This is a genomic window from Granulicella sp. WH15 (assembly GCF_009914315.1).
GTDB lineage: Bacteria > Acidobacteriota > Terriglobia > Terriglobales > Acidobacteriaceae > Edaphobacter.
Map to the genome: position 1 here is coordinate 3779080 of NZ_CP042596.1, position 23824 is coordinate 3802903.

At 64.0% G+C, this 23824-nt stretch carries 16 protein-coding genes; 3 read left to right on the forward strand and 13 right to left on the reverse strand.

The genetic code is table 11. From position 1 onward, the window contains the following. Positions 1-80 precede the first annotated feature (80 nt). Positions 81-1775, forward strand: coding sequence for an MFS transporter (locus FTO74_RS15655; protein WP_162538984.1), 1695 nt, complete (start codon positions 81-83; stop codon positions 1773-1775). A gap of 446 nt (positions 1776-2221) precedes the next feature. Here the strand turns inward: FTO74_RS15655 and FTO74_RS15660 are convergent, their stop codons facing one another. Continuing rightward, positions 2222-4729: a 2-oxoglutarate dehydrogenase E1 component gene (locus FTO74_RS15660; protein ID WP_162539937.1), complete on the reverse strand. Its 2508-nt coding sequence runs from the start codon at positions 4727-4729 to the stop codon at positions 2222-2224. Positions 4730-4893: 164 nt separating this feature from the next. Here FTO74_RS15660 and FTO74_RS15665 point away from each other — a divergent pair, with 164 nt between their 5' ends. Further along, the gene (locus FTO74_RS15665) at positions 4894-5802 is read left to right on the forward strand and encodes a hypothetical protein (RefSeq protein WP_162538985.1); all 909 of its coding nucleotides are present in this window, start codon (positions 4894-4896) and stop codon (positions 5800-5802) included. 133 nt (positions 5803-5935) lie between these two features. Here the strand turns inward: FTO74_RS15665 and FTO74_RS15670 are convergent, their stop codons facing one another. The 8 genes from FTO74_RS15670 to FTO74_RS15705 form a co-directional block, all read right to left on the reverse strand. Beyond that, on the reverse strand, positions 5936-6136 hold the full coding sequence (locus tag FTO74_RS15670) for a cold-shock protein (RefSeq protein WP_013581125.1): 201 nt from the start codon (positions 6134-6136) through the stop codon (positions 5936-5938). Positions 6137-6338: 202 nt separating this feature from the next. Further along, positions 6339-7100 carry a (d)CMP kinase gene (gene cmk, locus FTO74_RS15675; RefSeq protein ID WP_162538986.1) on the reverse strand — a complete coding sequence of 254 codons (762 nt, stop codon included), beginning with the start codon at positions 7098-7100 and terminating at the stop codon, positions 6339-6341. Further along, entirely contained in the window at positions 7097-9304 is a 2208-nt protein-coding gene (locus FTO74_RS15680; RefSeq protein WP_162538987.1) for a crosslink repair DNA glycosylase YcaQ family protein, read from the reverse strand. Before FTO74_RS15680 ends, cmk begins: the two co-directional genes overlap by 4 nt. A gap of 130 nt (positions 9305-9434) precedes the next feature. Beyond that, entirely contained in the window at positions 9435-11396 is a 1962-nt protein-coding gene (gene mutL, locus FTO74_RS15685) for a DNA mismatch repair endonuclease MutL (RefSeq protein ID WP_162538988.1), read from the reverse strand. Between the two features lie 121 nt (positions 11397-11517). Then, a complete protein-coding gene (pyk, locus tag FTO74_RS15690; protein ID WP_162538989.1) occupies positions 11518-13011 on the reverse strand; it encodes a pyruvate kinase in 1494 nt (497 codons plus the stop codon). Positions 13012-13184: 173 nt separating this feature from the next. After that, positions 13185-14051: a YihY/virulence factor BrkB family protein gene (locus tag FTO74_RS15695; RefSeq protein WP_255462316.1), complete on the reverse strand. Its 867-nt coding sequence runs from the start codon at positions 14049-14051 to the stop codon at positions 13185-13187. Positions 14052-14091: 40 nt separating this feature from the next. Next, positions 14092-14601: a thioredoxin family protein gene (locus FTO74_RS15700; protein WP_162538990.1), complete on the reverse strand. Its 510-nt coding sequence runs from the start codon at positions 14599-14601 to the stop codon at positions 14092-14094. A gap of 101 nt (positions 14602-14702) precedes the next feature. Continuing rightward, positions 14703-16406 carry an acyl-CoA carboxylase subunit beta gene (locus tag FTO74_RS15705; protein WP_162538991.1) on the reverse strand — a complete coding sequence of 568 codons (1704 nt, stop codon included), beginning with the start codon at positions 16404-16406 and terminating at the stop codon, positions 14703-14705. A 263-nt stretch (positions 16407-16669) separates the two neighbouring features. On the opposite strand from FTO74_RS15705, the gene pncA reads away from it, so the two are divergent. Beyond that, positions 16670-17296: a bifunctional nicotinamidase/pyrazinamidase gene (pncA, locus tag FTO74_RS15710; RefSeq protein WP_162538992.1), complete on the forward strand. Its 627-nt coding sequence runs from the start codon at positions 16670-16672 to the stop codon at positions 17294-17296. 74 nt (positions 17297-17370) lie between these two features. Here the strand turns inward: pncA and FTO74_RS15715 are convergent, their stop codons facing one another. The 4 genes from FTO74_RS15715 to FTO74_RS15730 form a co-directional block, all read right to left on the reverse strand. After that, a complete protein-coding gene (locus FTO74_RS15715; RefSeq protein WP_162538993.1) occupies positions 17371-17628 on the reverse strand; it encodes a hypothetical protein in 258 nt (85 codons plus the stop codon). A gap of 113 nt (positions 17629-17741) precedes the next feature. Further along, positions 17742-19262: an efflux transporter outer membrane subunit gene (locus tag FTO74_RS15720; RefSeq protein ID WP_162538994.1), complete on the reverse strand. Its 1521-nt coding sequence runs from the start codon at positions 19260-19262 to the stop codon at positions 17742-17744. Then, positions 19259-20551: an efflux RND transporter periplasmic adaptor subunit gene (locus FTO74_RS15725; RefSeq protein WP_162538995.1), complete on the reverse strand. Its 1293-nt coding sequence runs from the start codon at positions 20549-20551 to the stop codon at positions 19259-19261. Before FTO74_RS15725 ends, FTO74_RS15720 begins: the two co-directional genes overlap by 4 nt. Positions 20552-20556: 5 nt before the next feature. Next, the gene (locus tag FTO74_RS15730) at positions 20557-23736 is read right to left on the reverse strand and encodes an efflux RND transporter permease subunit (RefSeq protein WP_162538996.1); all 3180 of its coding nucleotides are present in this window, start codon (positions 23734-23736) and stop codon (positions 20557-20559) included. Positions 23737-23824 lie beyond the last annotated feature (88 nt).

Consider the following 23824-nt stretch of genomic DNA (forward strand, 5'->3'; position numbering starts at 1 on the left):
CTTGTGCTCAGATTAGCAGCAGTACAAGCTCCTGGGCTTCATAGAAATTACAACACCGAGCAGTAGACTAGAACCAGCCGATGCCGCTCGAGACCCCCAACGTCACGCCCGCAACCGCCACAGCTAACCCGACCGTCAGTGGCTTCGCGCCCCTGCGCATCCGGCTCTTCCGCGACCGCTGGATCGCCTCGACCGTCTCCTCGGTCGGCACCTGGATGCAGGACACCGCCGGAACCTGGCTGATGACCGTCCTGACCACCTCGCCCCTGCTCATCGCGCTCATGCAGACGGCGGCCTCGCTGCCCGTGCTGGTCCTCGGCCTGCTGGCCGGGTCCACCGCCGAGATCTACGACCGGCGCAAGTTGCTCATCTTCTGGCAGGTGTGGATGCTCGGCTCGGTCGGCATCCTGGCCGTTCTGACCTTTCTCGGCCACGTCTCGCCCTGGGCACTGCTGGGGTTTACCTTCCTGCTCAACATCGGCTCGGCCATGAACAACCCGGCCTGGCAGGCCATCGTGCCGGAGCTGGTGCCGCGCGAGCTGATCCCCGACACCGTCTCGCTCAACGCCGCCTCGAACAACATCGCCCGCGCCGTCGGCCCGGCCATCGGCGGCCTGATGGTCGCGGCCTTCAAGACCGCCCACACCGGCGCGGGCGCGGTCTTCGCGCTCAACGCGGTCTCCTTCGCGGGCGTCATCTGGGTTCTGGTCAACTGGAAGCGCGTTCCGCTGTTCAAGTCGGCGCTGCCATCCGAGCGCATCGCCGGGTCCATCCGCTCCGGCCTGCGCTACGTCCGCTACTCGCCGCAACTACAGGCGTCGCTCGTCCGCGCACTACACTACACCTTCTTCGTCTCCGCCATCTGGTCGCTGCTGGCCGTGGTCGCCCGGCAAGACATGCACCAGGGCGCGATGGGTTACGGCATCCTGAACGGCTCGCTCGGCCTCGGAGCGCTCATCGCCGCCACCCAGATGCCGCGCATTCGCCGCCGCCTCACCGCCTCGTCGATCCTGATGGTGGGCACCAGCTACCAGGTCTTCACGCTGCTCATCCTGGCCTTCGTGCACACGCCGTACATCATCGTTCCGGTGCTCATCGTGGCCGGTTCGGCGTGGACGAGCACCATGTCCACCATCAACACCTCCATCCAGCTCTCGGTGCCCGCGTGGGTCACGGCCCGCGCCCTCGGCACCTACCTGATGACCTTCCAGGGCGGGCTGGCGCTGGGCTCGATCCTCTGGGGCGCGCTGGCCGAGCATATGCAGACCTCGACAGCCCTGGCGATAGCCGCCGCTGGTCTAGGACTGACGCTGCCGCTCGCCGCCCGCTTCAAGATCCTGCACGGCGCGCTGCCCGACCACACCCCCTACGAGTGGAAGCGCCCCGCGCCCGAGCTGATCGCGCCCGAGGAGAACCTCGAATCGGACTTCAGTGAAGGCCCCGTGCGCATCTCGATCGAGTACAACATTCCGGCGGAGAACTACGTCCAGTTCACCCATGCGATCCACGAGCTGCGCGGCGTGCGGCTGCGCGACGGGGCGGTTCGCTGGGGGATCTACCGCGAGGCGGTGAACCCGACGCACCTGAACGAGACCTTCATCATGGAGTCGTGGCTGGACTACCTGCGCTCGCGCGAACGCACAACCGCGGCGGATACTGTGATCCGCGACAGAGCCTATGCGCTGCACCAGTCGCCCGACGGCACGCCGCCCAAGGTGACGCATCAGATCTACGCCCGCGAGATCACGCCCAGCCTGCCAGCATCAGAAAAATAACACGCGAAGCGTCGAGAACCGCACGAAGTGCCGCCCGCCCGGCGCGAGGGCGCTTTTGCTGTTGCCTGTTTTCTTGGTTGTCATTCAGGAGCGAAGCGGAAGAATCTGCTTTTGCCTTTGTCGTTGCTGTTGCTTCTGCTTCTGAGGTAGGTCGGGGCTTTAGCCCCGACATCAAAACTCGCCACGGACGCGGGCTTTAGCCCGCATCGGTGGCCGTCGGATGTGTCCGGGCTAAAGCCCGGACCTACCTCAGAAACAAAAACAACAGCAGATTCCTCCGCTTCGCTCCTGAATGACAACCAAGAAAACAGACAACAGCAAAAGCGCCCTCGCGCCGGGCGGGCGGCACTTCGTGCGGTCTTGGACGCTGCGCGTATTTCTTGCTTCATCAAAAAATCCGGGTGGCCTATTAGGCCACCCGGATTTCTCTTCTTCTAAAGTGATCGTTACGCACCAAAGGCCATATCGATCAGCGCCTTCTCCTCAATATCATGCGCCTTGGGCGAGCCCGTCGCCGGAGTCGCCGCAGCACTGCGGCTCACCTTCACGATAGCCCGATCCCGCGTCATCGTCCTCAGCAGCGGCATCACGTAGAAGAGCGCGCCCATATTCGCCGGCTCCTCCTGCACCCACACGACCTCAGCATTCGGGTGCATGTCGAGCGCCGCCTGCAACTCCTGCTCCGGCCACGGGAAGAGCTGCTCCAGGAAGACAATGGCAACGCCATTATCCTTACGCTTCTCCCGCTCCACCCGCAGGTTATGCCCGATCTTACCCGAGCACAGAAGAATCCTGCGCGGGTCCTTGACGCTCGCATCCGGCAGCACCTTCTGGAAGGTCTCCGCACTAAAAGCCTCAAGCGACGAAGACGCATCCGGGTGCCGCAACATGCTCTTCGGCGTAAACACGATCAGCGGCTTGCGCAGATCGCGCAGCGCCTGCCGCCGCAGCATGTGGAAGTACTGAGCCGCCGTCGAAGGCTGGCAGATGACCATGTTGTCGGTCGCAGCCAGTTGCAGATACCGCTCCATGCGCGCGCTCGAGTGCTCCGGCCCCTGGCCCTCGTACCCGTGCGGCAGCAGCATCACCAGCCCCGAGAGCAGGTGCCACTTGGCCTCGCCCGCCGAGATGAACTGGTCGATGATGATCTGCGCGCCGTTGGCGAAGTCGCCGAACTGCGCCTCCCACAGCACCAGCGTCTCGGGGTAGTCACGCGAGTAGCCGTACTCATAACCCAGACACGCGGCCTCCGAGAGCAGCGAGTTATAAACCTCGAACTTGCCCTGCTCCGAAGCGATATGCTCCAGCGGCGTATACCGCGCCTCGGTCTCGATATCGATCATCACCGAGTGGCGCTGGTTGAACGTTCCGCGCTGCGAGTCCTGTCCGGTCAGACGAACCGGCGTTCCCGCCTTCACCAGCGACGCATACGCCAGCAGCTCAGCCATGCCGTAGTCGAAGGCACGCTTGCCCGCGGCCATCTCGACGCGCTGCTCGTAGAGCTTCTTCACCTTGGGATGAACGTGAAAGCTCTCGGGATAGGTCGTCAGCGCGGCAGTCAGCGCCACCACTTCACCGGAGCTGATGCCGGTCTTCACCTGGTCGTCCGCGGGCTGAATATATCCACCGCGATACTTATCCCAGTACGCCGGAAGCTGCGCCATCTCCATCTTGCGCTCGGCCTTCATGGCCTTCTTCTGCTCTTCGAGGAAGTGGCCCTGCACCTCGGCCACCTCGGCCGCCGGGTCCACGCCGATCTGCTTGGCGTAGATCTTGTAAAGCTCCGGATGCTCCTTGATGGCGGCGTAGCGGCGCGGCTGCGTCACCGTCGGGTCATCCACCTCGGAGTGCCCATGCCGCCGGTAGCCGATCAGGTCGACCACCACATCGGAGCCGAACTTATGCCGATACTCCGCCGCAATCGTCGCCACGCGCATCACCGCGTCGGCGTCCTCGGCGTTCACGTGGAAGATCGGAATCGGCAGGCGCTTGGCCAGGTCGGTCGAGAAGCGCGAGGAGTTCGACTCCTCCGGCAGCGCCGTAAATCCAAGCAGGTTATTCACCACGATGTGGATCGTCCCGCCGATGTTGTAGCCTGCGAGCGTCGCCATGTTCAGCGCCTCGGCCACCACTCCCTGACCGGCAAAGGCCGCGTCGCCGTGCATGATGATCGGCAGCACCTGCGGCTTGGCGTTCTCGATGCCCTCTTCGACTTCAATGCGGGTCTGCTTCGCACGCGCACGCCCCATCGCCACGGGGTTCACCGCTTCAAGATGGCTCGGGTTCGAGACCAGGTGCAGCGCAATCTTCTTGCCCTCGGGCGAGGTATAGTCGCCGGTCGCGCCCAGGTGATACTTCACGTCTCCGCCGCCCATCGTGCTGCGCGGGTCCACGTCCTCAAACTTGGCGAAGATCTCCGTCGCGCTGCGGCCGACGGTATTGGTCATCACGTTCAGGCGACCGCGATGGCTCATCGCCAGGATCGCCTTGTTCACGCCCAACCCGGCGCTGACCTCGAAGGTCCGGTCGAGGTAGGGGATAAGCACCGTCAGCCCCTCTAGAGAGAACCGCTTCGTGCCCAGGTAGCGCGCCTGGATCACCTGCTCGAAGATGTCGGCCTTGATGAGCTGCGTCAGCACGTGCTTCTGGTCCGTCGCCGGAGCCTTGCGCTCCATCTGCTGCTCCAGCCACTGCCGCTTCTCCGGGCTGGCGATGTGCATGTACTCCACGCCAATCGTGCCGCAGTAGTACCCCCGCGCCTCTACCGCATCCGGGCCATCCGGCACCGCGACCGGGAACGCCTCTCCCGGCAAAAACTGCCCCAACGGGTCCAGCGTCGACTGCAAATATCCCCAGCGCCGAAACACGTCGAACGTCTCCTGCCGGCGTCCGGAACCGGCACTTTCGGCCACAACTACTGTCTTTACTGCAGTCTTCTTGTCCTTGATTGCCATCATTCCTCGCTTTGCCTTACCACGAATCTTCAGATTGAGCGCGGGAGCGTGGCTCCACCGCAACACTTGGTATGCTAGACCCATCGATAGGCTGTCCGCATCTCCGGCAGCCGATAACCGCACGGACGTACCAGGAATCGTACATCTGCCCTCTCCGGAGCCCTATGAATCGACCTCGAATCCTCCGGCTGGGCCTCTTATTTTTGCTCTCCTGGCTACCGTCTCACGGGCAAACCACTCCCGCTCCGCTCCCCGACATCCCCACCCTGATGCACCAGGTCGAGGCCCATCAGCGCGAGGCCGAGACCGTCGAAAAGGATTACATCTACCGGGAATCCACCCAGGCCGACGAGCTGGACAGCCATGGCTCCGTAAAGAAGACGACCACACGAGAGTTTGACGTCTTCTGGACCGAAGGCGTCAACGTGCATCGGATGGTCAGCAAAGACGGCAAGGAGCTTAGCCCGGAGGAGCAGAAGAAGCTCTCGGAAAGGATCGACAAAGATGTGGCCAAGGCACGCGAACGGCGTCTCAAGGCCGACGCCTCAGGCAAGGAGACCGACTCGCAAGGCCACGAAGAGATCACCGTCTCCCGGATGCTGGAGCTAGGCTCATTCACCAACGCCCGCCGCGAGACAATCAACGGGCGCGACACCATCGTGGTCGACTTCACCGGCGACCCCAAGGCCAAGACCCGCAACCCCGGCGAGGCGGCCATTCACGATATGGCGGGGACGATCTGGATCGACGAGGCGGACCGGAGCATCGTGCGCATCGGCGGGCAGTTCATCAATCCGTTCAAGATTGGAGGAGGTCTTCTGGTGAGCGTGCGCAAGGGCACGTCCTTTACCTTCCGCAACCGGAAGATCAACGATGAGGTCTGGCTGCCGGAGAGTCTCGAGGCGCACGGACAGGCTCGCATCATGCTCTTCCTCAGCTTCGACGGAAACGTCAGGGCAAGATACGGCGACTACCGCAAATTCAAGGCGACATCCACCATCCTGCCCGGAATCAACCAGATAGAGGAGGATAAACCTGATTCTGAACCGAAGGAGCCGCAGCCCAAACCGTAGACCCACCGAGGTGGGCTACTCGCTCCGCAAGGCACACTGGAAGGAAAAGCTGCAGGGAGCGCGAAAAGGGACAGCCTGAGCCGTCCCTTTCGCCGAACTTGTAGTTGCCTGACCGCTCAAGAGCGGTGGCTAATTAGAGAGGCTGAACGTCGGACGCCTGCCAACCCTTGGGTCCCTTGACCACGTTGAACTGAACAGCCTGCCCCTCTTGAAGGCTCTTGAAGCCGTTCGAATTGATCGCCGAGTAGTGAACAAACACATCCTCGCCGTTCTGACGGCTGATGAAGCCAAACCCCTTGGCATCGTTAAACCACTTCACTGTTCCCTGTTCCATGTTGATAATTTCCTTAGTGCTCTTGAATTTGCCGTAATAACAAATCGGGGTTCGACAGTACAGCTTTGCAGAATACCAATCTGTTTCAAACGATGTGCAAAGGTTAGCACGCTTGGCAAGTTTTCGCACAAATTTCTTTGACTTATTTGATTCTGTCGCAAAACTTGTGCAACTTTCCGACCAGCAACGTGTCTAAACAACCTCACCCTATTTGCGATTCTACACTCTTCCCACTTGCAGCGCCGGTTACAGCGCCCAAATGCGCCAGAACGATCTCCTCCGATCGAGCCAGCACCTCCTCCAGCGTCATCGCGGTCGAATCCAGAATGATCGCATCCTCGGCCGGTCGCAGCGGCGACTCAGCACGGTTGCGGTCGCGCTGGTCCCGCTCCTTCATCTCGGCGATCACCGCCGCCTCGGTTATCCGCTCATTCGCCGGATTCTGCGGAGCCGCCTGCTTGAAGCGGCGATTTCCCCGCACCTCCGGGTCCGCGTCTAGAAAGATCTTGATCTCAGCGTCGGGAAAGACCACCGTTCCGATGTCGCGGCCTTCCATCACTACGCCACCTGAGGCCCCCAGGGCCTGCTGGCGGGCCACCATCCACGCCCGCACCCTCGGATGCACCGAAACCCGCGACGCCGCCGCCGTCACGTCCGCATCACGCAGACGCCGCGAGACGTCCTGCCCATCAAGCAGCACTCGATTGCCTTCGCGCTGCGGCTCGAGCGTGATAGTCGTATGCGCAGCCAGCTCCAGCAGCTCCGGCTCCTGGTCGAAGTCTCGGTCGTTCTCAATCGCCTTGAGCGCCAGCGCCCGGTACATCGCACCAGTCTCGAGGTTCAAAAGGCCGAATCGCCGCGCCAGATGGGCCGCGATGGTGCTTTTGCCCGCGCCAGCCGGCCCGTCGATAGCGATGACGGGCCGCTGGCGGCGCTGCGATGAATCAGTAGCGGAATGGCTCACTTGCCATCCTCACGACGCCGCGAAGGCTTGAAGCCGCCTCCGCTCTTGCCGCCGAAGGACGGCTTGCCCGGACCCGGCTTGCGAAAGGGCTTCTTGCCGTCGGCAAACTTGGCGAACGTGCCGCCGGGCTTCGAAAAACCTCCCGATCCGGATGACTTGCCGAACGGCTTCTTGCCGCCGAATCCACCGGGCTTCGCGCCAAAGCTGGGACGGCCCTCGGGACGCGGACGATCCGACGAACCCGAGCGGTCGCCACCGAACGGACGCGCCGGACGGTCCCCGAAGGAACGGGTCGGACGGTCCCCAAAGGGGCGCGCCGGACGGTCTCCGAACGACCGTGCGGGGCGATCCGAGCGGTCGCCGCCAAAGGGCGGACGCGGCGGACGATTCGCGTCGAAGGGACGCGAAGGCCGATCGCCCGCAGGCTTACCACCAAAGGGCTTGCTACCGAAAGGCTTGCTGCCAAAGGGCTTAGGTCCACGCGGCGCGTCGAACTTCCGGAACACCTTGCGCGGGGCCTCATCGCCACCGCCCTGCTCGCCGCGATCCCGCGAGAAGCCGGGCTTCGAGCCAAAGCTCGGGCGATCCGAGAAGCCTGCACGGTCAGGACGCGGCCCTCCGAACGGCTTCTTGAAGCCACCGCCCGCAGGACGATCCGAGCCGCCGCCAAACTCACGGCGCGGCGGACGTCCTTCACCCGACGGCGCACCAAAGCCCTCACGCTTGCGCCCAAAGGTTCCGGGCTTCGAGAAGGTCTTGCGCGGGCCAGCCTCGCCACCCTCGGACGAGAACGGACGCGGCGTAAACGGACGCGCCGGGCGATCTCCCCCCAACGACGGACGCGGCGAGAATCCCTCGCGACGCCCTTCGAAGCGCGGCTTGCCGCCGAACCCAGGCTTGCTGCCGAAGCTGGGCTTACCACCAAAACCAGGCCGCGAAGGCCGCGGCGTAAACGCCGGACGCGCACCCTCCGAACCCTCACCCGAGGCCGCTACCCCGCCATCAAACGAGGGCGAAGCCTGTCGAGCGGCCTTATCTTCCTCCCACGGCTTGTTGTAGGTCGGCTTGCCGAAGGGCTTCGCATCCCGGTTGAACGGCCTGCGTTCGCGCCCATCGGAGGCTCCACCAAAGCCGGGCTTCCTTCCAAACGAGGGCTTCGAGCCATAGGCAGGCTTGCCGCCAAAACCCGGCTTCGACCGCAGCCCGGTCCCGATCTTGCTCCCCGGCTTGGGGGTGAACTTGCGAATCCGCTCTCCGTCGCCATCAACCTCGGCGCTCACAGGCTCAGCCTGCTCCGGCTTGGCGATTCCGGCAAAGACCGGCAGATCGCCCGCCACGTGCAGCAGAGTCTTGCCCTCCACCACCACGGCGTCGAGCTGCCGCGCCGAGAGCAGCGCATGGATCACGTCGCGCAGCCGCGAACGCGCAGCCAGCGGCGAGAGGAACGTCTCAATCTCATCTTCAGTCGCCATCAGCGACTGGCCCAGATACAGCGAGATCAGCGCGCTCAGCGCGGTCGGCTGCCCCGCGTTCGCACCCGACTTGATCTGCTTGGTGAACCGCGTCGAAGCCAGCTCCCACAGCGTGGCCGATCCGTCCTGCTGGGGCACCGGGATCACCCGCAACTGCCCCCAAAGCTCGGTCAGCGCACGCAACACCGCCACTTCGGTCACCTCTTTGCCGAGCTGCGAGGTCAGCTCGTAGGCCGACATGCTGATCTTGGCCGTCAGAATCTCATAAGCCGCCAGCGCCAGCGGCGAGACCTTCACCGCGCCCGAGGTGCTCGGAACCTGCTTCCAGGCCTTGTTGCCGCGCAACGTAAAGACATACGAAAACACCTGCGCCGAGACCACGAAATCCGGCACATCGGTACCGTTACCGCCGGTGACGCCCAGCAGGTTCAGCGGCACCACCACACCCTCGGCCACCAGCCGCGAGAGTATCCCGCGCGCCTGTTCCATATCGGTCAGGGTCGGCTCAGTGTTGGCCACGCCCAGCGTCGCCTCGACGAACGAGGGAGCGGGCGACGGAAGCTGCTGCGCGCGCGGCGTGTAGAGCACCAGGCCGTTGGCCACGATCCAGTCGCGCATCGTCTCGATGGTCAGCAGGGGTTCGGCGTTCTGGTGCCAGCGGGCGGCGCGGGCGGCGGCGAGTTGTTCGGCCGACGGCGTAGAGGACGGGGAGGCGGGGTTCGATGAGGTCACAGTGTTGCCTTTCCTGCCGGGCGGTCTGCTGTTTGGCAGAGTTCTTTAAGCCGCGGCGGCCTCCAGCGTGGTGGAGACCCACACGGAGGGTGCTTCGTTAATTTGTCAAAAGTACACGAGCCGCCTGAGATCAGGTTCGTTGAAAGGCTCGTTCTATCTCTCTATGAGAATACCGTAACGCGATGGGCCGGCCATGCGGACAGCTCGTCGGATACTCGGTTTTTCCTAGTTCGGCCAGCAACCATTCTATCTTGGATCGCTCGAGCGGCATATTGATTTTCACCGCCGCGTGGCAGGCGATGCTCGCCGCGATCCGCCGCCGCCGGGTATCGGCGTTCTCGGTCTGCTGCTCGCGCTCGGTTCCGGCCAGCACGTCTTCGAGCATGTGCTCCAGCTCTTTGCCCGTCAGCCCCACCGGAGCCGCCTTGACGGCCAGCGTCCGCGGGCCAAATGGCTCAGCCTCGAAGCCATTCAGCGCCAGCTCGTCGGCGATGGCCGCGAAGGTCACCATCTGGTGCGGCAGCAGTTCCACCAGAACCGGCATCAGCAGATACTGCCGCTGCACCTGCTCGGTCTCGCGCTCGCGCATCACCTTCTCGAAGAGAATCCGCTCGTGGGCCACATGCTGGTCGATGATCCACAGACCTTCCTCGTTCACCGCCAGGATGAACGAATCACGGATCTGCCCCAGCGGCCTCAAAGTGGAGAGCGAGGCCAGCGTCGGGTTCTCGATGACGCCACTGGTCACCACCGCCGCTACCGCTGCCGGACGCGCAGGCTCGTAGCCTACCGAGATCGTCTCCTGAAACGCCAGATGTCCCGGCGACTCGGGCTGCACCGGCGCGGCCAGCGAGAACAGCTCCGCATCCTCCCGGCGCGGAATCGACTCCGACCCGAAGCCCATCGCACCGCTCGGCGAAAACACCGCCTCGCCCGGATCGCCCGGCATCGGGCTTACGTCGAGCAGCAAACTGGAGCTGGCCCCGGCGTACGGAGCACCGCTCAACGCCGCCGCAAAACTCGCCGCCGGACGCGCCTGCATCAGCGTCGTCCGCACCGTGTCGCGGATGAAGTCATGCACAAAGCTCTGCTGGCGGAAGCGCACCTCGGTCTTGGCCGGATGGACGTTCACGTCCACCTCCTGCGGCGGCATCTCGAGGAAGAGCAGCACCACCGGGAAGCTCGTGGGCGGAATGATGTTGCGGTACGCCTCAGTGAGCGAGTGGATCACCAGCCGGTCGCGGATCAGACGCCCGTTCACAAAGACGTAGATCGAGTTCCGGTTCAGCTTCTGTAGCTCGGGCTTGGAGACAAACCCCGAGATCCGTATGAACCCCGGATCGGGCGGCTGGTAGTCCTGTTCGCGCCGCCAGGGCGGAGGCTCGGGCAGCCCGGCCCTCGCAAAGTCCATCTCGGCGGCGGTCGGGATCATCAGCCCCGCCGTCTCCCGCCCGAAGATCTGGAAGAGCCGTTCGCCCGCGTTGGCCACGGCAGGAGCCACCAGCAGGGCCTGCGTGGCCGAGTGCAGCTCGAAGTGCTTGGTCGGCTGGGCCAGCGCGTAGTGCGTCACCAGAGCCGCGATGTGCGATAGCTCGGTCGACTCCGACTTCAAAAACTTGCGCCGCGCCGGGGTGTTGAAGAACAGGTCGCGAATCGCGATGGTCGTGCCCACCGGCAGCCCGGCCTCTTCGACGTTGAGGATGTTGCCGCCCGCGATCTCGACGCGGGTACCTGCCTCATCCTCTGCGGCACGAGTCTCAAGGGACAGCCGCGAGACGCTGGCGATGCTCGGCAGCGCCTCCCCGCGAAAGCCCAGCGTGGCAATCGAGAGCAGGTCATCGGAGGTCCGCAGCTTTGAGGTCGCATGGCGCTCAAAGGCCAGCAGCGCGTCGTCCCGCACCATGCCGCAGCCGTTATCGACGATGCGGATCAGCTTGCGCCCGCCGCCCTCGACCTCCACCCGTATCCGCGTCGCACCCGCGTCCAGCGAGTTCTCGAGCAACTCCTTGACCACCGAAGCCGGACGCTCCACCACCTCGCCTGCGGCAATCTGGTTGGCGACCTGGTCGGAGAGGATGCGTATGCGGCCCATCCCACCATTCTACGCAACAGAACCTCCCATCAGCCCAGCAGCAAGCAATGCTCGCTGCCGACCAACGGGAGGCCCCATGTTGTTCATTCCCCCATACTGCCCCGAGAACGGTACGAAGTACCTACTTCGGCATGAAGCCGGACTCGCCCACCGTATGCAGCCGCATAAAGTTGGTGCCGCCCGAGTTGATCTGCGTTCCCGCCACGATCCCCAGCACCTGCTTGACCCGGACGTGTCCGGCCGTGCGCAGGATCTCGTCGGCCATGTACACCAGCCGGTCCGTATCCTTGAAGCGGTCGCAGAGAATCGGGTACGTGCCCCACAGCAGCATCGCCCGGTTGACGACCGCCGGGAACGGCGACAGCGCGAAGATCGGGGTATCCGGCTTGTACTTTGAGAGCAGCCGCGCCGTGCTTCCCGTCTCAGTGAACAGAGCAATCGCCGTCACGTCGATCTCGCCGACCGCGTGCGCCATGCTCTCGCAGATCGTCTCCTGGATCGAGAGCTGCACCTTACGCTTCACCTTGTACATCGGCGGCGGGTCGCGACGAATCTGGTCCTCGGTCTCGCTAACGATCTTGGCCATCATCGCAATCGCCTGCACCGGGTACTTGCCCGCCGCGCTCTCGGCCGAGAGCATCACCGCATCGGTACCGTCGTAGATCGCGTTGGCGACGTCCGACGCCTCCGCCCGCGTGGGCCGCGGGTTATCGATCATCGACTCCAGCATCTGCGTCGCCGTAATCACCGGCTTGCGATACTCCGCCGCACGCTTGATGATGTGCTTCTGGATCGCCGGAACCTTCTCGGGCGGCACCTCGACGCCCAGGTCGCCGCGCGCGACCATGATGGCATCAGCCACTTCCAGAATCGAGTCCAGGTGCTCGATCGCCTGCGGCTTCTCCAGCTTCGCGATCACCCACGCATCCGACTTCAGCGCCGCCAGCCGGTTCTTCACATGGCGCACATCGTCAGCCGTGCGCACGAACGAGACCGCCACCGTGTCCACGCCCTCACCGATGGCGAAGATCAGATCCTCTTCGTCCTTCTCGGTCAGCGACGGCACGTTCACCGCGATCCCCGGCAGGTTGATGCCCTTATTCTCGCCCAGCATCCCGCCGTTCACGATCTCGCAGACCGTGTCGGTGCCGCGCAGCTCGACCACGCGCAGCTCGATCAGGCCGTCTGAGAGCAGAATGCGCGAGCCCGGCTCGAGGTTCTCGGCCAGCGTCTTGAAGGTCGTTCCCACGCGCTCCTTGGTGCCCTCGATCTCTTCGGGCGTAATCGTCAGGTGCTCGCCTTCGACCAGCAGCACGGGCTTGTGATCGACCAGCTTGCCGGTGCGGATCTTCGGCCCCTGCAAATCGGCCAGGATACAGATGGGCTTGCCCTCTTCCTGCGCCACCTGCCGCACCATGCGGATCAGCTCCGCCTTCTGGGCGTGGCTGCCGTGGGAGAAGTTGAGCCGCGCCACGTCGAGCCCGGCCCGCACCAGCTCCCGGAAGACGGGAACCGTGCTGGAGGCTGGGCCAAGGGTCGCAACAATCTTGGCGCGCCGGTCGAGAACCGGGAAGATTGCTTTGGATTTCGAAGACTCTGAGTTCGAACTTGTCATGAGAGCGGACGCCGCGTTCTTTCTCAGCCATGCAGAACAGCAATCTACATGGTCTGACCATTGGAGTGGAACTGCCAGCCAATTCTATATGGCGCGGAGCCTAAACCGGTAAACCTTCCGTGCAAAACCCGCTCGCCCAAATTGTTCCGGGGTAGCTCCTTCATACACCCGGCTTATGATTTCTGACCACTCCTTTCAAAGAATGCCGCGTTAACTTCGGCCCCGCAGAGCACACTCAGAAAGACCAGGTACAGCCAGACCAGCAGCGCAATGCCCGACCCCAGCGAGCCGTAGATCTGCGTATAGTTGGCGAATCGCGTCACATACCAGCCGAAGACCAGCGTCGTCAGAAACCACATCGCCGTCGAGACGCAGGCTCCCGGCAGCGTCATGAGCCAGTGCTGCTTCAGCGGCGTGCCCATGTGGTAGATCAGCGCCGTAAGCCCCACCACCCCGGCCACCGCGATCAGCCAGCGCAGCACCAGAGCCACCAGGAAGATCATCGGCCGCACCTCGGTCGCGTAGCCCGAGAGCCAGTCCGCGATGATGTGACCAAAAATTACCAGCCCGCTGGCCAGGATCAGCGGCCCCAGCGACAGAGGCACCAGCAGAAACGCCCGCCCACGCCGCTGCCACACCGTCCAGCAGTCCATCGGCAGTCCGTTGGCCCGGCGCACACCCTCCATCAGCGTGGCGATCACGCTCGACGCGCCCATCAGGCTCACCACCCCCGCCAGCACCAGCGCCCGCGTCGAGTGCGACGTGTGCGAGACCGCGAAGTAAGGCGTCAGCGCCTCGCTTACCTCAGCCGGAAGAATCCGGTCGAAGAGCGGCCCCAACTGCATCCGCACCGGCCCCGCATCCGGCAGCAGCGCGACCAGGGCAGCCGTCACGATCAGCGCCGGGAACAGCGCGATGATGGCCGAGTAGGCCGCCGACTGCGACAGGTTCAGGCAGTCGTGCCGCAGCGCCAGCAGCGCCGCGCGGTGGCACGCCCTGGCCAGCCGCAGCCACGGCTTCAGCTCGAGCGGACCACGCATGGCCCGCTCCATCTCCGGCCCCATGCCCGGGAGCCGCAGCCTAGCCCTTCCACTGGTTCAGGAAGGCGCTCACCGAGCCAGGGTCCATCGAGCGCATCGTCCGGAACTGGCTCTGCGCCTGCGAGTACAGCACCTTGCCGTGAGCGTCGATGACGGCGAGAGCCGGAACGCCCTTCTGGATCTCGACTCCATACTTGGCCCCAACGTCCAGATTCTTATCCATCTGACCGATGTAGACGTGTACCAGCACAAAGTGGTTGTTCAGCAGCGCCGCGTTAGGCTCGCGGTGGAAGTAGATATCCAGCACCTGGCAGTCGCCGCACCAGTCGCCGCCGAAGTCCAGCAGGATGCGCTTGTGCTCCTTGCGCGCCTGAACCAGCGCCGCCGCGATATCGGCCTTCGGGTCCGCCGTCTCGGAGTAGATGTGCTTGCGCCCCGCGGGAGGCGGAACCGGAGCCATCTGTGCCTGCACCGGGGGCAGCACGCCCGTGCCTACGGTCAGCAAACCCGTGAAAAGAATCGCCGCCAACTTCAATCTTGTATGAATCATCCTTGCATCCTCCGCGGCCTGGCCGAAACATCAGCCATGCACACCACTATAAGGGATGTGCCACCCCCAATTACGACGCAAAAGCCTCAACCCATCCCATATCAGGTCTGCAAGATTCCCACATTGAACCGCCCGACCTCCGGGTTCAGCGCGCAAGCCTCGAGAGCCGTCATCAACACCTCCCGGGTCTTCGCCGGGTCGATGATCGCGTCCACCCACAGCCGCGCCGCCCCATACCGAGGGTCCGCCGCCGCATCGTAGCCCGCCTTGATCTCCTCCCACAGCGCCTTGCGCACCTCCGCCGAGACAGCCTTCCCCTCCCGCTCGAGCTGCCGGGCCTTCACCTCCGCCAGAGTGTTCGCCGCCGCCGCCCCGCCCATCACGGCATACCGGGCTGTGGGCCACGCAAACAAAAATCGCGGATCGTAAGCCTTCCCGCACATCGCATAGTGCCCCGCGCCGAAGCTGCCGCCCACGATCACCGAGATCTTCGGCACTACGCTGGTCGAAACCGCCGAAACCATCTTCGCCCCCGCCCGGATGATCCCCGACCACTCCGCATCCTTGCCCACCATGAAGCCGTTGACGTCGTGCAGAAAGATCAGCGGGACAAGGTTCTGATTGCAGTCCATAATGAACCGCGCCGCCTTCTGCGCGCCCTCCGTGTAGATGACCCCGCCCACCTCGACGCGCTTCTGCCCCGCCATCGGCCCGGTCGCCATCGTGGTCACCTGGTTGGTCTTCTGGTTGGCCACGATCCCCACCGCCCGCCCGCCGATGCGCCCGTACCCGCACACCAGCGTCCGCCCGAAGTCGGCCTTGTACTCGTCGAACTCGCTGCGGTCGAGGAGGCGCGCGATCACCTCGCGCACGTCATACACGTTGCTCGCGCCCGGAGCCGGATCGAGCAGCCCATACAGATCCTCCGCCGCGTAGAGCGGCTTATCCCGTTTCGCATCAAAGGCCACACGCGAGAACGGAGCCTCGGGCCGCGTGCCGATCTTGCCCACCAGCGACCGCAACCGAACCAGACACAGATGGTCGTTCGGCTCCTTGAAGTCCACCGTGCCCGAGATCTCCGCGTGCATCGCCGCGCCGCCCAACTCTTCGGGGTCCGTCTTCTGCCCGATCGCCGCCTGCACCAGCGCGGGTCCGGCCAGAAACAGCCCCGAACCCTCGGTCATCAGCACGGTATCGGTCATCACCGGCAGGTACGCCCCGCCCGCGACGCACATCCCCATGATCGCCGTCATCTGCGGCACGCCCAGCGAACTCATCACGGCGTTGTTGCGGAAGACCCGGCCAAAGTCATCCTGATCGGGAAAGACCTCCTCCTGCAACGGCAGAAAGACCCCGCTCGAATCCACCAGATAGAGCGTAGGAATCCGGTTCTCAAGCGCAATCGCCTGCGCCCGCAGCACCTTCTTGGCGGTCATGGGAAAGAACGCCCCGGCCTTCACGGTAGCATCGTTCGCGACGACCATGCACAGCCTGCCGCCCACCCGTCCCAGCCCCACGACCACCCCCGCGCCGGGCGCGCCGCCGTACTCCTGGTACATCCCGTGCGCCGCCCACAACCCCAGCTCCAGCAGCTCGCTCCCCTCATCGAGCAGCAGCGCCAGCCGCTCCCGCGCCGTCAGACGCCCCTTGGCCCGCTGCGCCTCGGCGGCTTTAGCTCCTCCACCCTGCCGGATCTCCTCTTCGCCAGCCTGTACCTCGGCCATCAGCGCCGCCAGAGCCGCCTTGTTCGCAACAGCCTTTGCCGAGCGGCTATCCAGCCTGCTCTCAATCACGTTCTGCGTCATCAGGGCACTCTCCCGTCCCTAGCAAGATACCTTTCAGCAAAGACCTTGTCCTGCCGGACGGGCCTCCTGCGCGGAGAGCGGGCGTTTGCACGCCTTTTTAGAGCTTCGCGTGGCCCTCCCGTTGGTCGGAAATAAAAAGATGCTCGCTGCCGACCAACGGAAGGCCCTTAGAAGATCATCCCGACCATGCACCCCCGAGAACGGCACGAAGTGCTTGAGATTTTTAATTCCGTGGAGTAGTGTACGCAGACGTGAGGGGCAAAATGCACATCAACCAATCCACCGACGCGCTCCTCCTCATCGACCTCCAGCCCGACTTCATGCCCGGCGGCGCACTGGCCGTAACCGACGGCGACCAGATCCTCCCCGCCGTCCACCAGCTCGCCGAGAAGTTCCAGCACGTCATCCTCACCCAGGACTGGCACCCCGAGGGCCACATCTCCTTCGCCAGTTCGCACCCCGGAGCCGCGCCCTTCACCCAGATCCATGCCCCCTACGGTGCCCAGACCCTCTGGCCCGATCACTGCCTCATCGACAGCCCCGGTGCCCAACTCCACCCTGCCCTGCGGATTCCCCACGTCGAGATGATCCTGCGCAAGGGCTTCCGCAAGGAGATCGACAGCTACTCCGCCTTCCTCGAGAACGACCACATCACCCCGACCGGGCTGGCCGGATACCTGCACGAGCGCGGCCTGAAGCGCCTCTTCATCGCCGGGCTGGCCTATGACTTCTGCGTCCGCTACTCAGCCGAAGACGGCACCCGCCTCAGCTTCGAGTGCCTGGTCCTCGAAGACGCCTGCCGCCCAGTGGCCCTGCCGCACTCGGTGGACGAGACTAACCACTCCTTCGCCAGCCTGGACGTCCGCCGCATCGCCACCGCATCCCTGTAGCAAAACAACAAGGCCGGCGCGGATCTCTCCGCAACCGGCCTCGTGAACGTCAAACCTGATCTTTCAGCCGTGAATCAACGACGGCCGTAGAAGCCACGGCCGCCACGCCAGTGACCGCCGCCCCAGTAGGGGTGACCATACCCATAGTATCCGGGCGCGTAGGCAGGCCCATAGACAACCGGCGCGGGAGCATACACATAGCGCGGTCCACCAAAACGGACCACAACACGCTGGGCCTCAGCCTTCACCGGAGCCGCCACTACCAGGGCTCCCGCCAGGAAACCCGCCGCCATCATCGTCGCAACCTTGGTCTTCATACCTTTGATCGTCATCGCACAACCTCCTTGCTACACCAGATGGAACCCCATCTCCGCAAAGGGTGTTGCGCGCAACATTTTTTGGCGCTGGTGTTGTCGAAAAAATCTTTCCGACAACACCCTGAAGGCTAGTAAGTCGGGAGCTGCGCCGTCGTCCAGCCGCCGCCGAGCGCCTTAATCAGCAGCACCGAGGCGTCCATCCGCCGACGCATAATGTCGATCTCGTTGCGCTCGTTGTTCAGCGCCGTGGTCTGCGCCGTAATCACCTGAAGGTAGTTATCCACGCCGCCCACGTAGCGATTGTTGAAGATCTGCTCGGCCTCCTGCGCGGCGGCTGTGGCGGCGTGCTGCTGCTTGGCCTCGTCGGCCAGCACCCGCAGCAGGACCAGGTTGTCCTCCACCTGCTGGAAGGCCGTCAGCGCCGTCTGCCGGTACTGCGCGGCCGTCTCGTCGTACTGCGCGTAGGCCTGCTGGGAGATGCCCGCGCGGCGTCCAGCGTCGAAGAAGGTCTCGCCCAGCGTCGGCCCCAGCGAGTAGATGAAGCTGGAGCGATTGAAGAGGTTAGTGGCCGAGGAGCCCTCGAAACCGGCGGCAGCCGAGAGGTTCAGCGTGGGAAAGTAAGCCGCGCGCGCGATGCCGATGCGCTCGTTGGCCTCGTTGATCCGTCGCTCGGCGGCGGCGATGTCGGGGCGGCGCTCCAGCAGCTCGGAGGGCAGGCCGACCGGGATGCTCGGCGGGGCAATCGTCGCCACAACCGGCGGCAGTGAAAAGACAGCGGGCGGCTGGCCGGTCAGGATCGCAATCGCGTGCTCAAACTGCGCGCGCGTCGCCGCGATGTCGGAGGCCTGCACCATGGCGGCCTGGAGCTGCGTCTCGGCCTGTGAGACGTCGGCCTTGGAGGTGATGCCGCCCTCAAAGCGGTTGGTCGTCACGCGCAGTGCCTCGACATACTGTTGAACCGTGTCGTCGAGCAGCTTCTTGGCCGCGTCGGCGCTGCGGACCTCAAAGTAATCCAGCGCCAGCTCGGTCTGGAGCGAGAGCAGTACGTTGGCCAGATCAGCCGCCGAAGCCTGCGTCTCCTCCTTGGAGGCCGCGATGTTGCGCCGGATACGGCCCCAGAGATCGACCTCATAGTTGAAATCGACCGGCACCAGCAGGTCGGCGAGACCGTTGTTCGGGCTGGGCGGATTGAAGTAGGGCCGGGAGTTTGACTCGCGTTCACCCCCGACAAACGGAGCTACCCCAAGCGTCGGGTACAGGTCCGCATGGTTGATCTTGATCTGCGCCCGGGCCGTGCGAAAGTTGGCCTCGGCAGCGCGCAGCGTCTGGTTGGTCTTGGGAACCTGCACCTCGAGCGCCGTCAGTTGGGGATCGTTGAAGATCGTCCACCACTCGCCCTTCAGGGCAGCGTCAGCGGGATTGGCCTGATGCCAGTTAGGGTCGGTCTCCTTGTACTGGTCGTACTGATTGGCAGGCTGGGTCGCTGGCGAGGTCGTCGGAGCCAGCGAGACCGCAGGCTTGGTGTACTTAGGCCCGACCATGCAGCCGCTGAGCAGCAGGGCAGAGGCCGAGAGGACGCACCAGCGCGGCAGATCCCGCAGGCGAGAGGGCTGCTTCAGAGAGACCTGGCTCAGAAGGACCGGGTTCATTTGGCGGCCTTCTGGGTCGGCAGCTCCACCTTGCGCTCCCGGGTGGTGACCTGCTGGCCCGAGGCGATCGAATCGGAGGGATCGAGCACGATCAGATCCGAGGCAGTGATTCCGGCGGAGATCTCCACGAACGCACCGGCATCACGCGAGACCTTGATCGGCGTCAGCGCCACCTTGCCGTCGCGAACCACAGCGACCTGCAAGCCCTGCGAGCGGAAGATGAGCGTATTCGACGGGATCGTCAGCACCTCGCCGTGGTCGGCGACCTTGAAGTGAACCGTGACGTACGCGCCCGGCAGCAGCTCCGCCTTCGGGTTATCGACGTCCACCTCCACGTTGAGCGTGCGCGAGGAAGGGTCGATCGCGCTCGAATTGCGGGCGATCCTGCCCACGAAGGTGCGGCCCGGATACTCATCGAGGGTCAGGGTCGCAGCGCCTCCATCCTTGACCGCCGCCGCGTACGCCTGCGGAACCGGCACAAAGACGCGGATGGTGTGGATCTCAGCCAGATGGAAGAGCTCGCGGGCCGCATTGCCCGTGTCGATGCCACCCGTAATCAACTGACCCACGTCCGTATTGCGGGCCGTGATGACACCGTCGAACGGAGCATAGATCTTCTCGAAGCTCTGTAGCTGCTCCAGACGGCGAACCCCGGCCATCGCTGCCTCTACCGCAGCCTGCTTGGCGGCGGCGTCGCTCATCGCCTGGTCGGTCTCCTGCTTCGAGACCGAGTTGGTCTTGAGCAGCCCCTGGTAGCGGGTGGAGGTGATGTTGGCCAGATCGAGGTTGGCCTGCGCGCTCTTGAGCTGCGCCTCGGCCACCTGGAGTTGCTGATCCAACTCCGGCGTCTCGATGACCGCCAGCAACTGCCCCTTGCGCACGTGCGCGCCGATATCGTAGTGCCAGCTCTTCAGATAGCCGTTGGTGCGCGCGTAGATCGGCGTATCCACGTAGGCCTGGGCGCTTCCGGGGAGCGAGATCTCCGGAGCCAGCCGCGACGAGATCGGGTGCATCACCGAGACGGTCGGAACCGAGCCTTCCTTCGTCACCGTCTCCAGCTTGGTCTCATCGTGCCTGCGCGAGAGAATGCCGGAGACGATCGCAGCCGCCAGCAGAATGGCCAGGATCGCCAGAATGATCCAGAGCCAGCGGCTGATGCCGCCGCTGGGGGCGGGAGGCTTGCCGGTGTCCACGCCGTGAGCGTCGAGGTAGGTAGGCTTCTCGGTGTATGTCGCGTCCGGAATGGGATGGCTGGGATTGGCGGCTGCGCTGTACTGGGACTCACTCATGGAAATCAGGCTCCGGCGCCGATTGCGTGCGGCTCGGTTTGGTCAGACGCGACGGACCGCGCACGACGACTGTGAAGAAGCGCAAAGACGGCAGGGACAAAGACAAGGGTAGCAACGGTGGCGGCGATCAGGCCGCCGATAACGGCGCGGCCCAGCGGAGCATTCTGCTCGCCGCCTTCGCCCGCGCCCAGAGACATGGGCACCATGCCGATAATCATCGCCAGCGCAGTCATGCAGACCGGCCGGAAGCGGGTGGCACCGGCCTCAAGCGCGGCCCGGATCGCATCGCCGTGAACGTTCAGCCGGTCCTTGGCGAAGGAGACGACCAGGATGCTGTTCGCCGTGGCGACGCCCATGCACATGATCGCACCCATCAGCGCAGGGACTGAGAGCGTCGTGCCCGTCAGGAAGAGGAAGACGATGATACCGGCCAGGGCGGCAGGCAGCGCCGTGATGATGATGAAAGGATCGAGCCACGACTGGAAGTTGACCACGATCAACAGGTAAACCAGCACGATGGCGAAGCCGAGTCCGGAGAGCAGACCGACATAGGAGGCGTTCATCGTCTCCACCTGGCCCCGGATCTTCACGAAGCTTCCACGCGGCAGCTCCTTCTCGTGCCGAGCCACAATGCGCTCGATATCACGATTCACCGCGCCCAGGTCGCGATCCTGCGGAGCGCCGTAGATATCCAGCACCCGGCGGATGTTGTAGTGGTTCACCGTCTCCAGCTCGGTCGAGCGCGAGATCTTGGCCACGTCAGCCAGAATCTCCGTCCGCCGGGCCGTCGACGACGACAGCGGAATATTCTCAAGCGCCGAGAGCGACGTAATGTCGTACTGCTGCGTCTGCGCCACCACCGGGTACGTTACCCCGTTGCGCGGGTTCAGATAAAAGATGGGCGAGAGCTGCGAGCTGCCGCTCAGCATGTTCTGCACGCTGGCGCCGATATCGTTCTCGGTGTACCCGCCCTGGTCCGCCTTGGTGCGGTCCACCGTCAGGTCGAGCACCGGGTAGTCATCCGGCTGCTGCACCCGCAGATCCACAAGGCCGGGTACGTGGCGCATATCCGCCAGCACCGCGTTCACCACCTTGCGGTTGGCCGCCATGTCCGCCCCCTCAAACTGCACATCGATGGGCGAGGGCAGGCCGAAGTTCAGGATCTGGGTCACGATATCGGCGGGCAGGAAGTAGAAGATCGTTCCATCGAACTCCTTGGGCAGATTGGCACGCAGCTTGCGCACGTAGTCCGCCGTGGGGTGGTGGTCTTCCTTCAGCGAGACCATGATGTCCGCGTCGTTGGTGCCGATCAGGCCGGAGGTGTTGTGCTGGTAGTTCAACACCGAGTACGGCATTCCGATGTTGTCGAGGATATTGTCCATCTCCTCGGCCGGGACCACCCTCCGGATCGACTGCTCGATCAGGTCGCAGAGCTTGGCCGTCTCCTCGATCCTCATGCCGCTCTTGGCGCGCACATGCAGAATGAACGAGCCGTTATCCGACGCCGGGAAGAAGTTGCGGCCCAGGAACGGGATCAGCAGGCAGGCACTGATGCAGATCAGCAGGAACACGGGGACGAAGAGCTGCCTCACCTGCAACAGCCCCGCCAGCGTCGACTGGTAGTTCGCGCGCGCGATCTCGAAGTAGTGCTCGAACCGGCGCTGGAACCGCGAGAACGGATTCATCGACGGGATCGCGTGCGGATCGTGCGGCTTCAGCAGGTACATCGCCATGGTCGGCACCAGCGTGCGCGAGAGCAGGTAACTGGCCAGCATGGCGAAGACCACCGCCTCGGCCAACGGCACGAAGAGGTAGCGCGAGACGCCCGAGAGGAAGAACATGGGCAGGAAGACGATGCAGATGCAGAGCGTCGAGACCAGCGCGGGCACCGCGATCTGCGCAGCTCCAGCCAGGATGGCCTCCTGCAATCCCAGACCTTCTTCCAGATACCGGTTGGTGTTCTCGATCTCTACCGTCGCATCGTCCACCAGGATGCCGACCGCGAGCGCCAGTCCACCCAGCGTCATGATGTTGATCGTCTGGCCCAGCCAGCTCATCACGATGATCGACACCAGGATCGAGAGCGGGATCGAGACCGCGATGATGATCGTCGAGCGCCAGCTTCCCAGGAAGAGCAGGATCATCAACCCGGTGAGGCAGGCGGCGATGACGGCCTCGCGAATGACGCCCTGGATGGAGCCGCGCACGAACTTCGACTGGTCGCCGATGGGCGTGATCTTCAGCCCGTCCGGCAGAGTCGTCAGCAGGCGCGGCAGCAGACCGCGGATACCCGAGACCACGCCCAGCGTCGAGGCATTACCCGACTTGAGCACCGACGCCAGCACGCCGCGGTGCCCATCCTGCCGCACGATGTTGGTCTGCGGCGTCGAACCGTCCGAGACGGTCCCAATGTCGTGCATGAAGACCGTGACCCCGTTCGACTGCTTGATCGGCAGCTCGGCCAGCCCCTCGATGGTGCGCGGCGTCGAGTTCAGATGGATGTCGTACTCATCCCCGCCGATCTTCGCCGTGCCGCCGGGCAGCACCACGTTCTGGTTGGCCAGCGCGGTCAGCACGTCCTTCGGCGAGAGCCCCAGCGACTGCATCTTGGCCGGGTTCATGTTCACCATGATCGAGCGCTGCTTGCCGCCGTAGACGTTGGGCACGACGGCTCCGTTCACCGTCACCAGCGCCGGACGCACAAAGTTCAAACCAATATCGTTCAACTGCTGCTCGGAGAGCGTATCGCTCGATAATCCAAGCTGCAGAATCGGCACCGTCGAGGCCGAGAAGTTGATGATCTGCGGAGGCAGAATCCCCTGCGGCAACTGCTTGGTGGAGTAGTTGGCCGAGGCCGAGACCTGCGCGTTCGCCGTATCCAGCGACGAGCCCGGCTGCAGGTAGATCTTGATGACCGACGTTCCCGCCACCGTCACCGACTCGATGTGCTGGATGTTATCGACCAGCGTCGTCAGCGACTTCTCATACGGCGTCGTGATGCGGCCTTCCATCTCCTCCGCGTTCAGTCCTGTATACGACCAGGAGACCGAGATCACGGGGATGTTGATGGCCGGGAAGATATCCGTCGGCGTGCTGAGGATGACGACCGGCGCGGCAATCAGGATCAAAATCGCCAACACGACGAAGGTGTAGGGCCGCGTAAGAGCAATTTTTACGATCCACATGGGCAGACCACCTTAGAGTTGGGAAATTGATTCAATTTAATCACTTCAAGGGCTTCTTTAGTAGACAGGATTAACCTCTTTTTGTTTC

What these genes read in the sequence shown, in the direction of transcription:
- FTO74_RS15715 (WP_162538993.1), bottom strand. Translation starts at nt 17,628, where the DNA reads ATGACGATCAAAGGTATGAAGACCAAGGTTGCGACGATGATGGCGGCG.
- FTO74_RS15665 (WP_162538985.1), top strand. Translation starts at nt 4,894, where the DNA reads ATGAATCGACCTCGAATCCTCCGGCTGGGCCTCTTATTTTTGCTCTCC.
- pyk (WP_162538989.1), bottom strand. Translation starts at nt 13,011, where the DNA reads ATGACAAGTTCGAACTCAGAGTCTTCGAAATCCAAAGCAATCTTCCCG.
- FTO74_RS15700 (WP_162538990.1), bottom strand. Translation starts at nt 14,601, where the DNA reads ATGATTCATACAAGATTGAAGTTGGCGGCGATTCTTTTCACGGGTTTG.
- FTO74_RS15695 (WP_255462316.1), bottom strand. Translation starts at nt 14,051, where the DNA reads ATGCGTGGTCCGCTCGAGCTGAAGCCGTGGCTGCGGCTGGCCAGGGCG.
- pncA (WP_162538992.1), top strand. Translation starts at nt 16,670, where the DNA reads ATGCACATCAACCAATCCACCGACGCGCTCCTCCTCATCGACCTCCAG.
- FTO74_RS15705 (WP_162538991.1), bottom strand. Translation starts at nt 16,406, where the DNA reads ATGACGCAGAACGTGATTGAGAGCAGGCTGGATAGCCGCTCGGCAAAG.
- FTO74_RS15730 (WP_162538996.1), bottom strand. Translation starts at nt 23,736, where the DNA reads ATGTGGATCGTAAAAATTGCTCTTACGCGGCCCTACACCTTCGTCGTG.
- FTO74_RS15725 (WP_162538995.1), bottom strand. Translation starts at nt 20,551, where the DNA reads ATGAGTGAGTCCCAGTACAGCGCAGCCGCCAATCCCAGCCATCCCATT.
- FTO74_RS15660 (WP_162539937.1), bottom strand. Translation starts at nt 4,729, where the DNA reads ATGGCAATCAAGGACAAGAAGACTGCAGTAAAGACAGTAGTTGTGGCC.
- FTO74_RS15655 (WP_162538984.1), top strand. Translation starts at nt 81, where the DNA reads ATGCCGCTCGAGACCCCCAACGTCACGCCCGCAACCGCCACAGCTAAC.
- FTO74_RS15670 (WP_013581125.1), bottom strand. Translation starts at nt 6,136, where the DNA reads ATGGAACAGGGAACAGTGAAGTGGTTTAACGATGCCAAGGGGTTTGGC.
- mutL (WP_162538988.1), bottom strand. Translation starts at nt 11,396, where the DNA reads ATGGGCCGCATACGCATCCTCTCCGACCAGGTCGCCAACCAGATTGCC.
- FTO74_RS15720 (WP_162538994.1), bottom strand. Translation starts at nt 19,262, where the DNA reads ATGAACCCGGTCCTTCTGAGCCAGGTCTCTCTGAAGCAGCCCTCTCGC.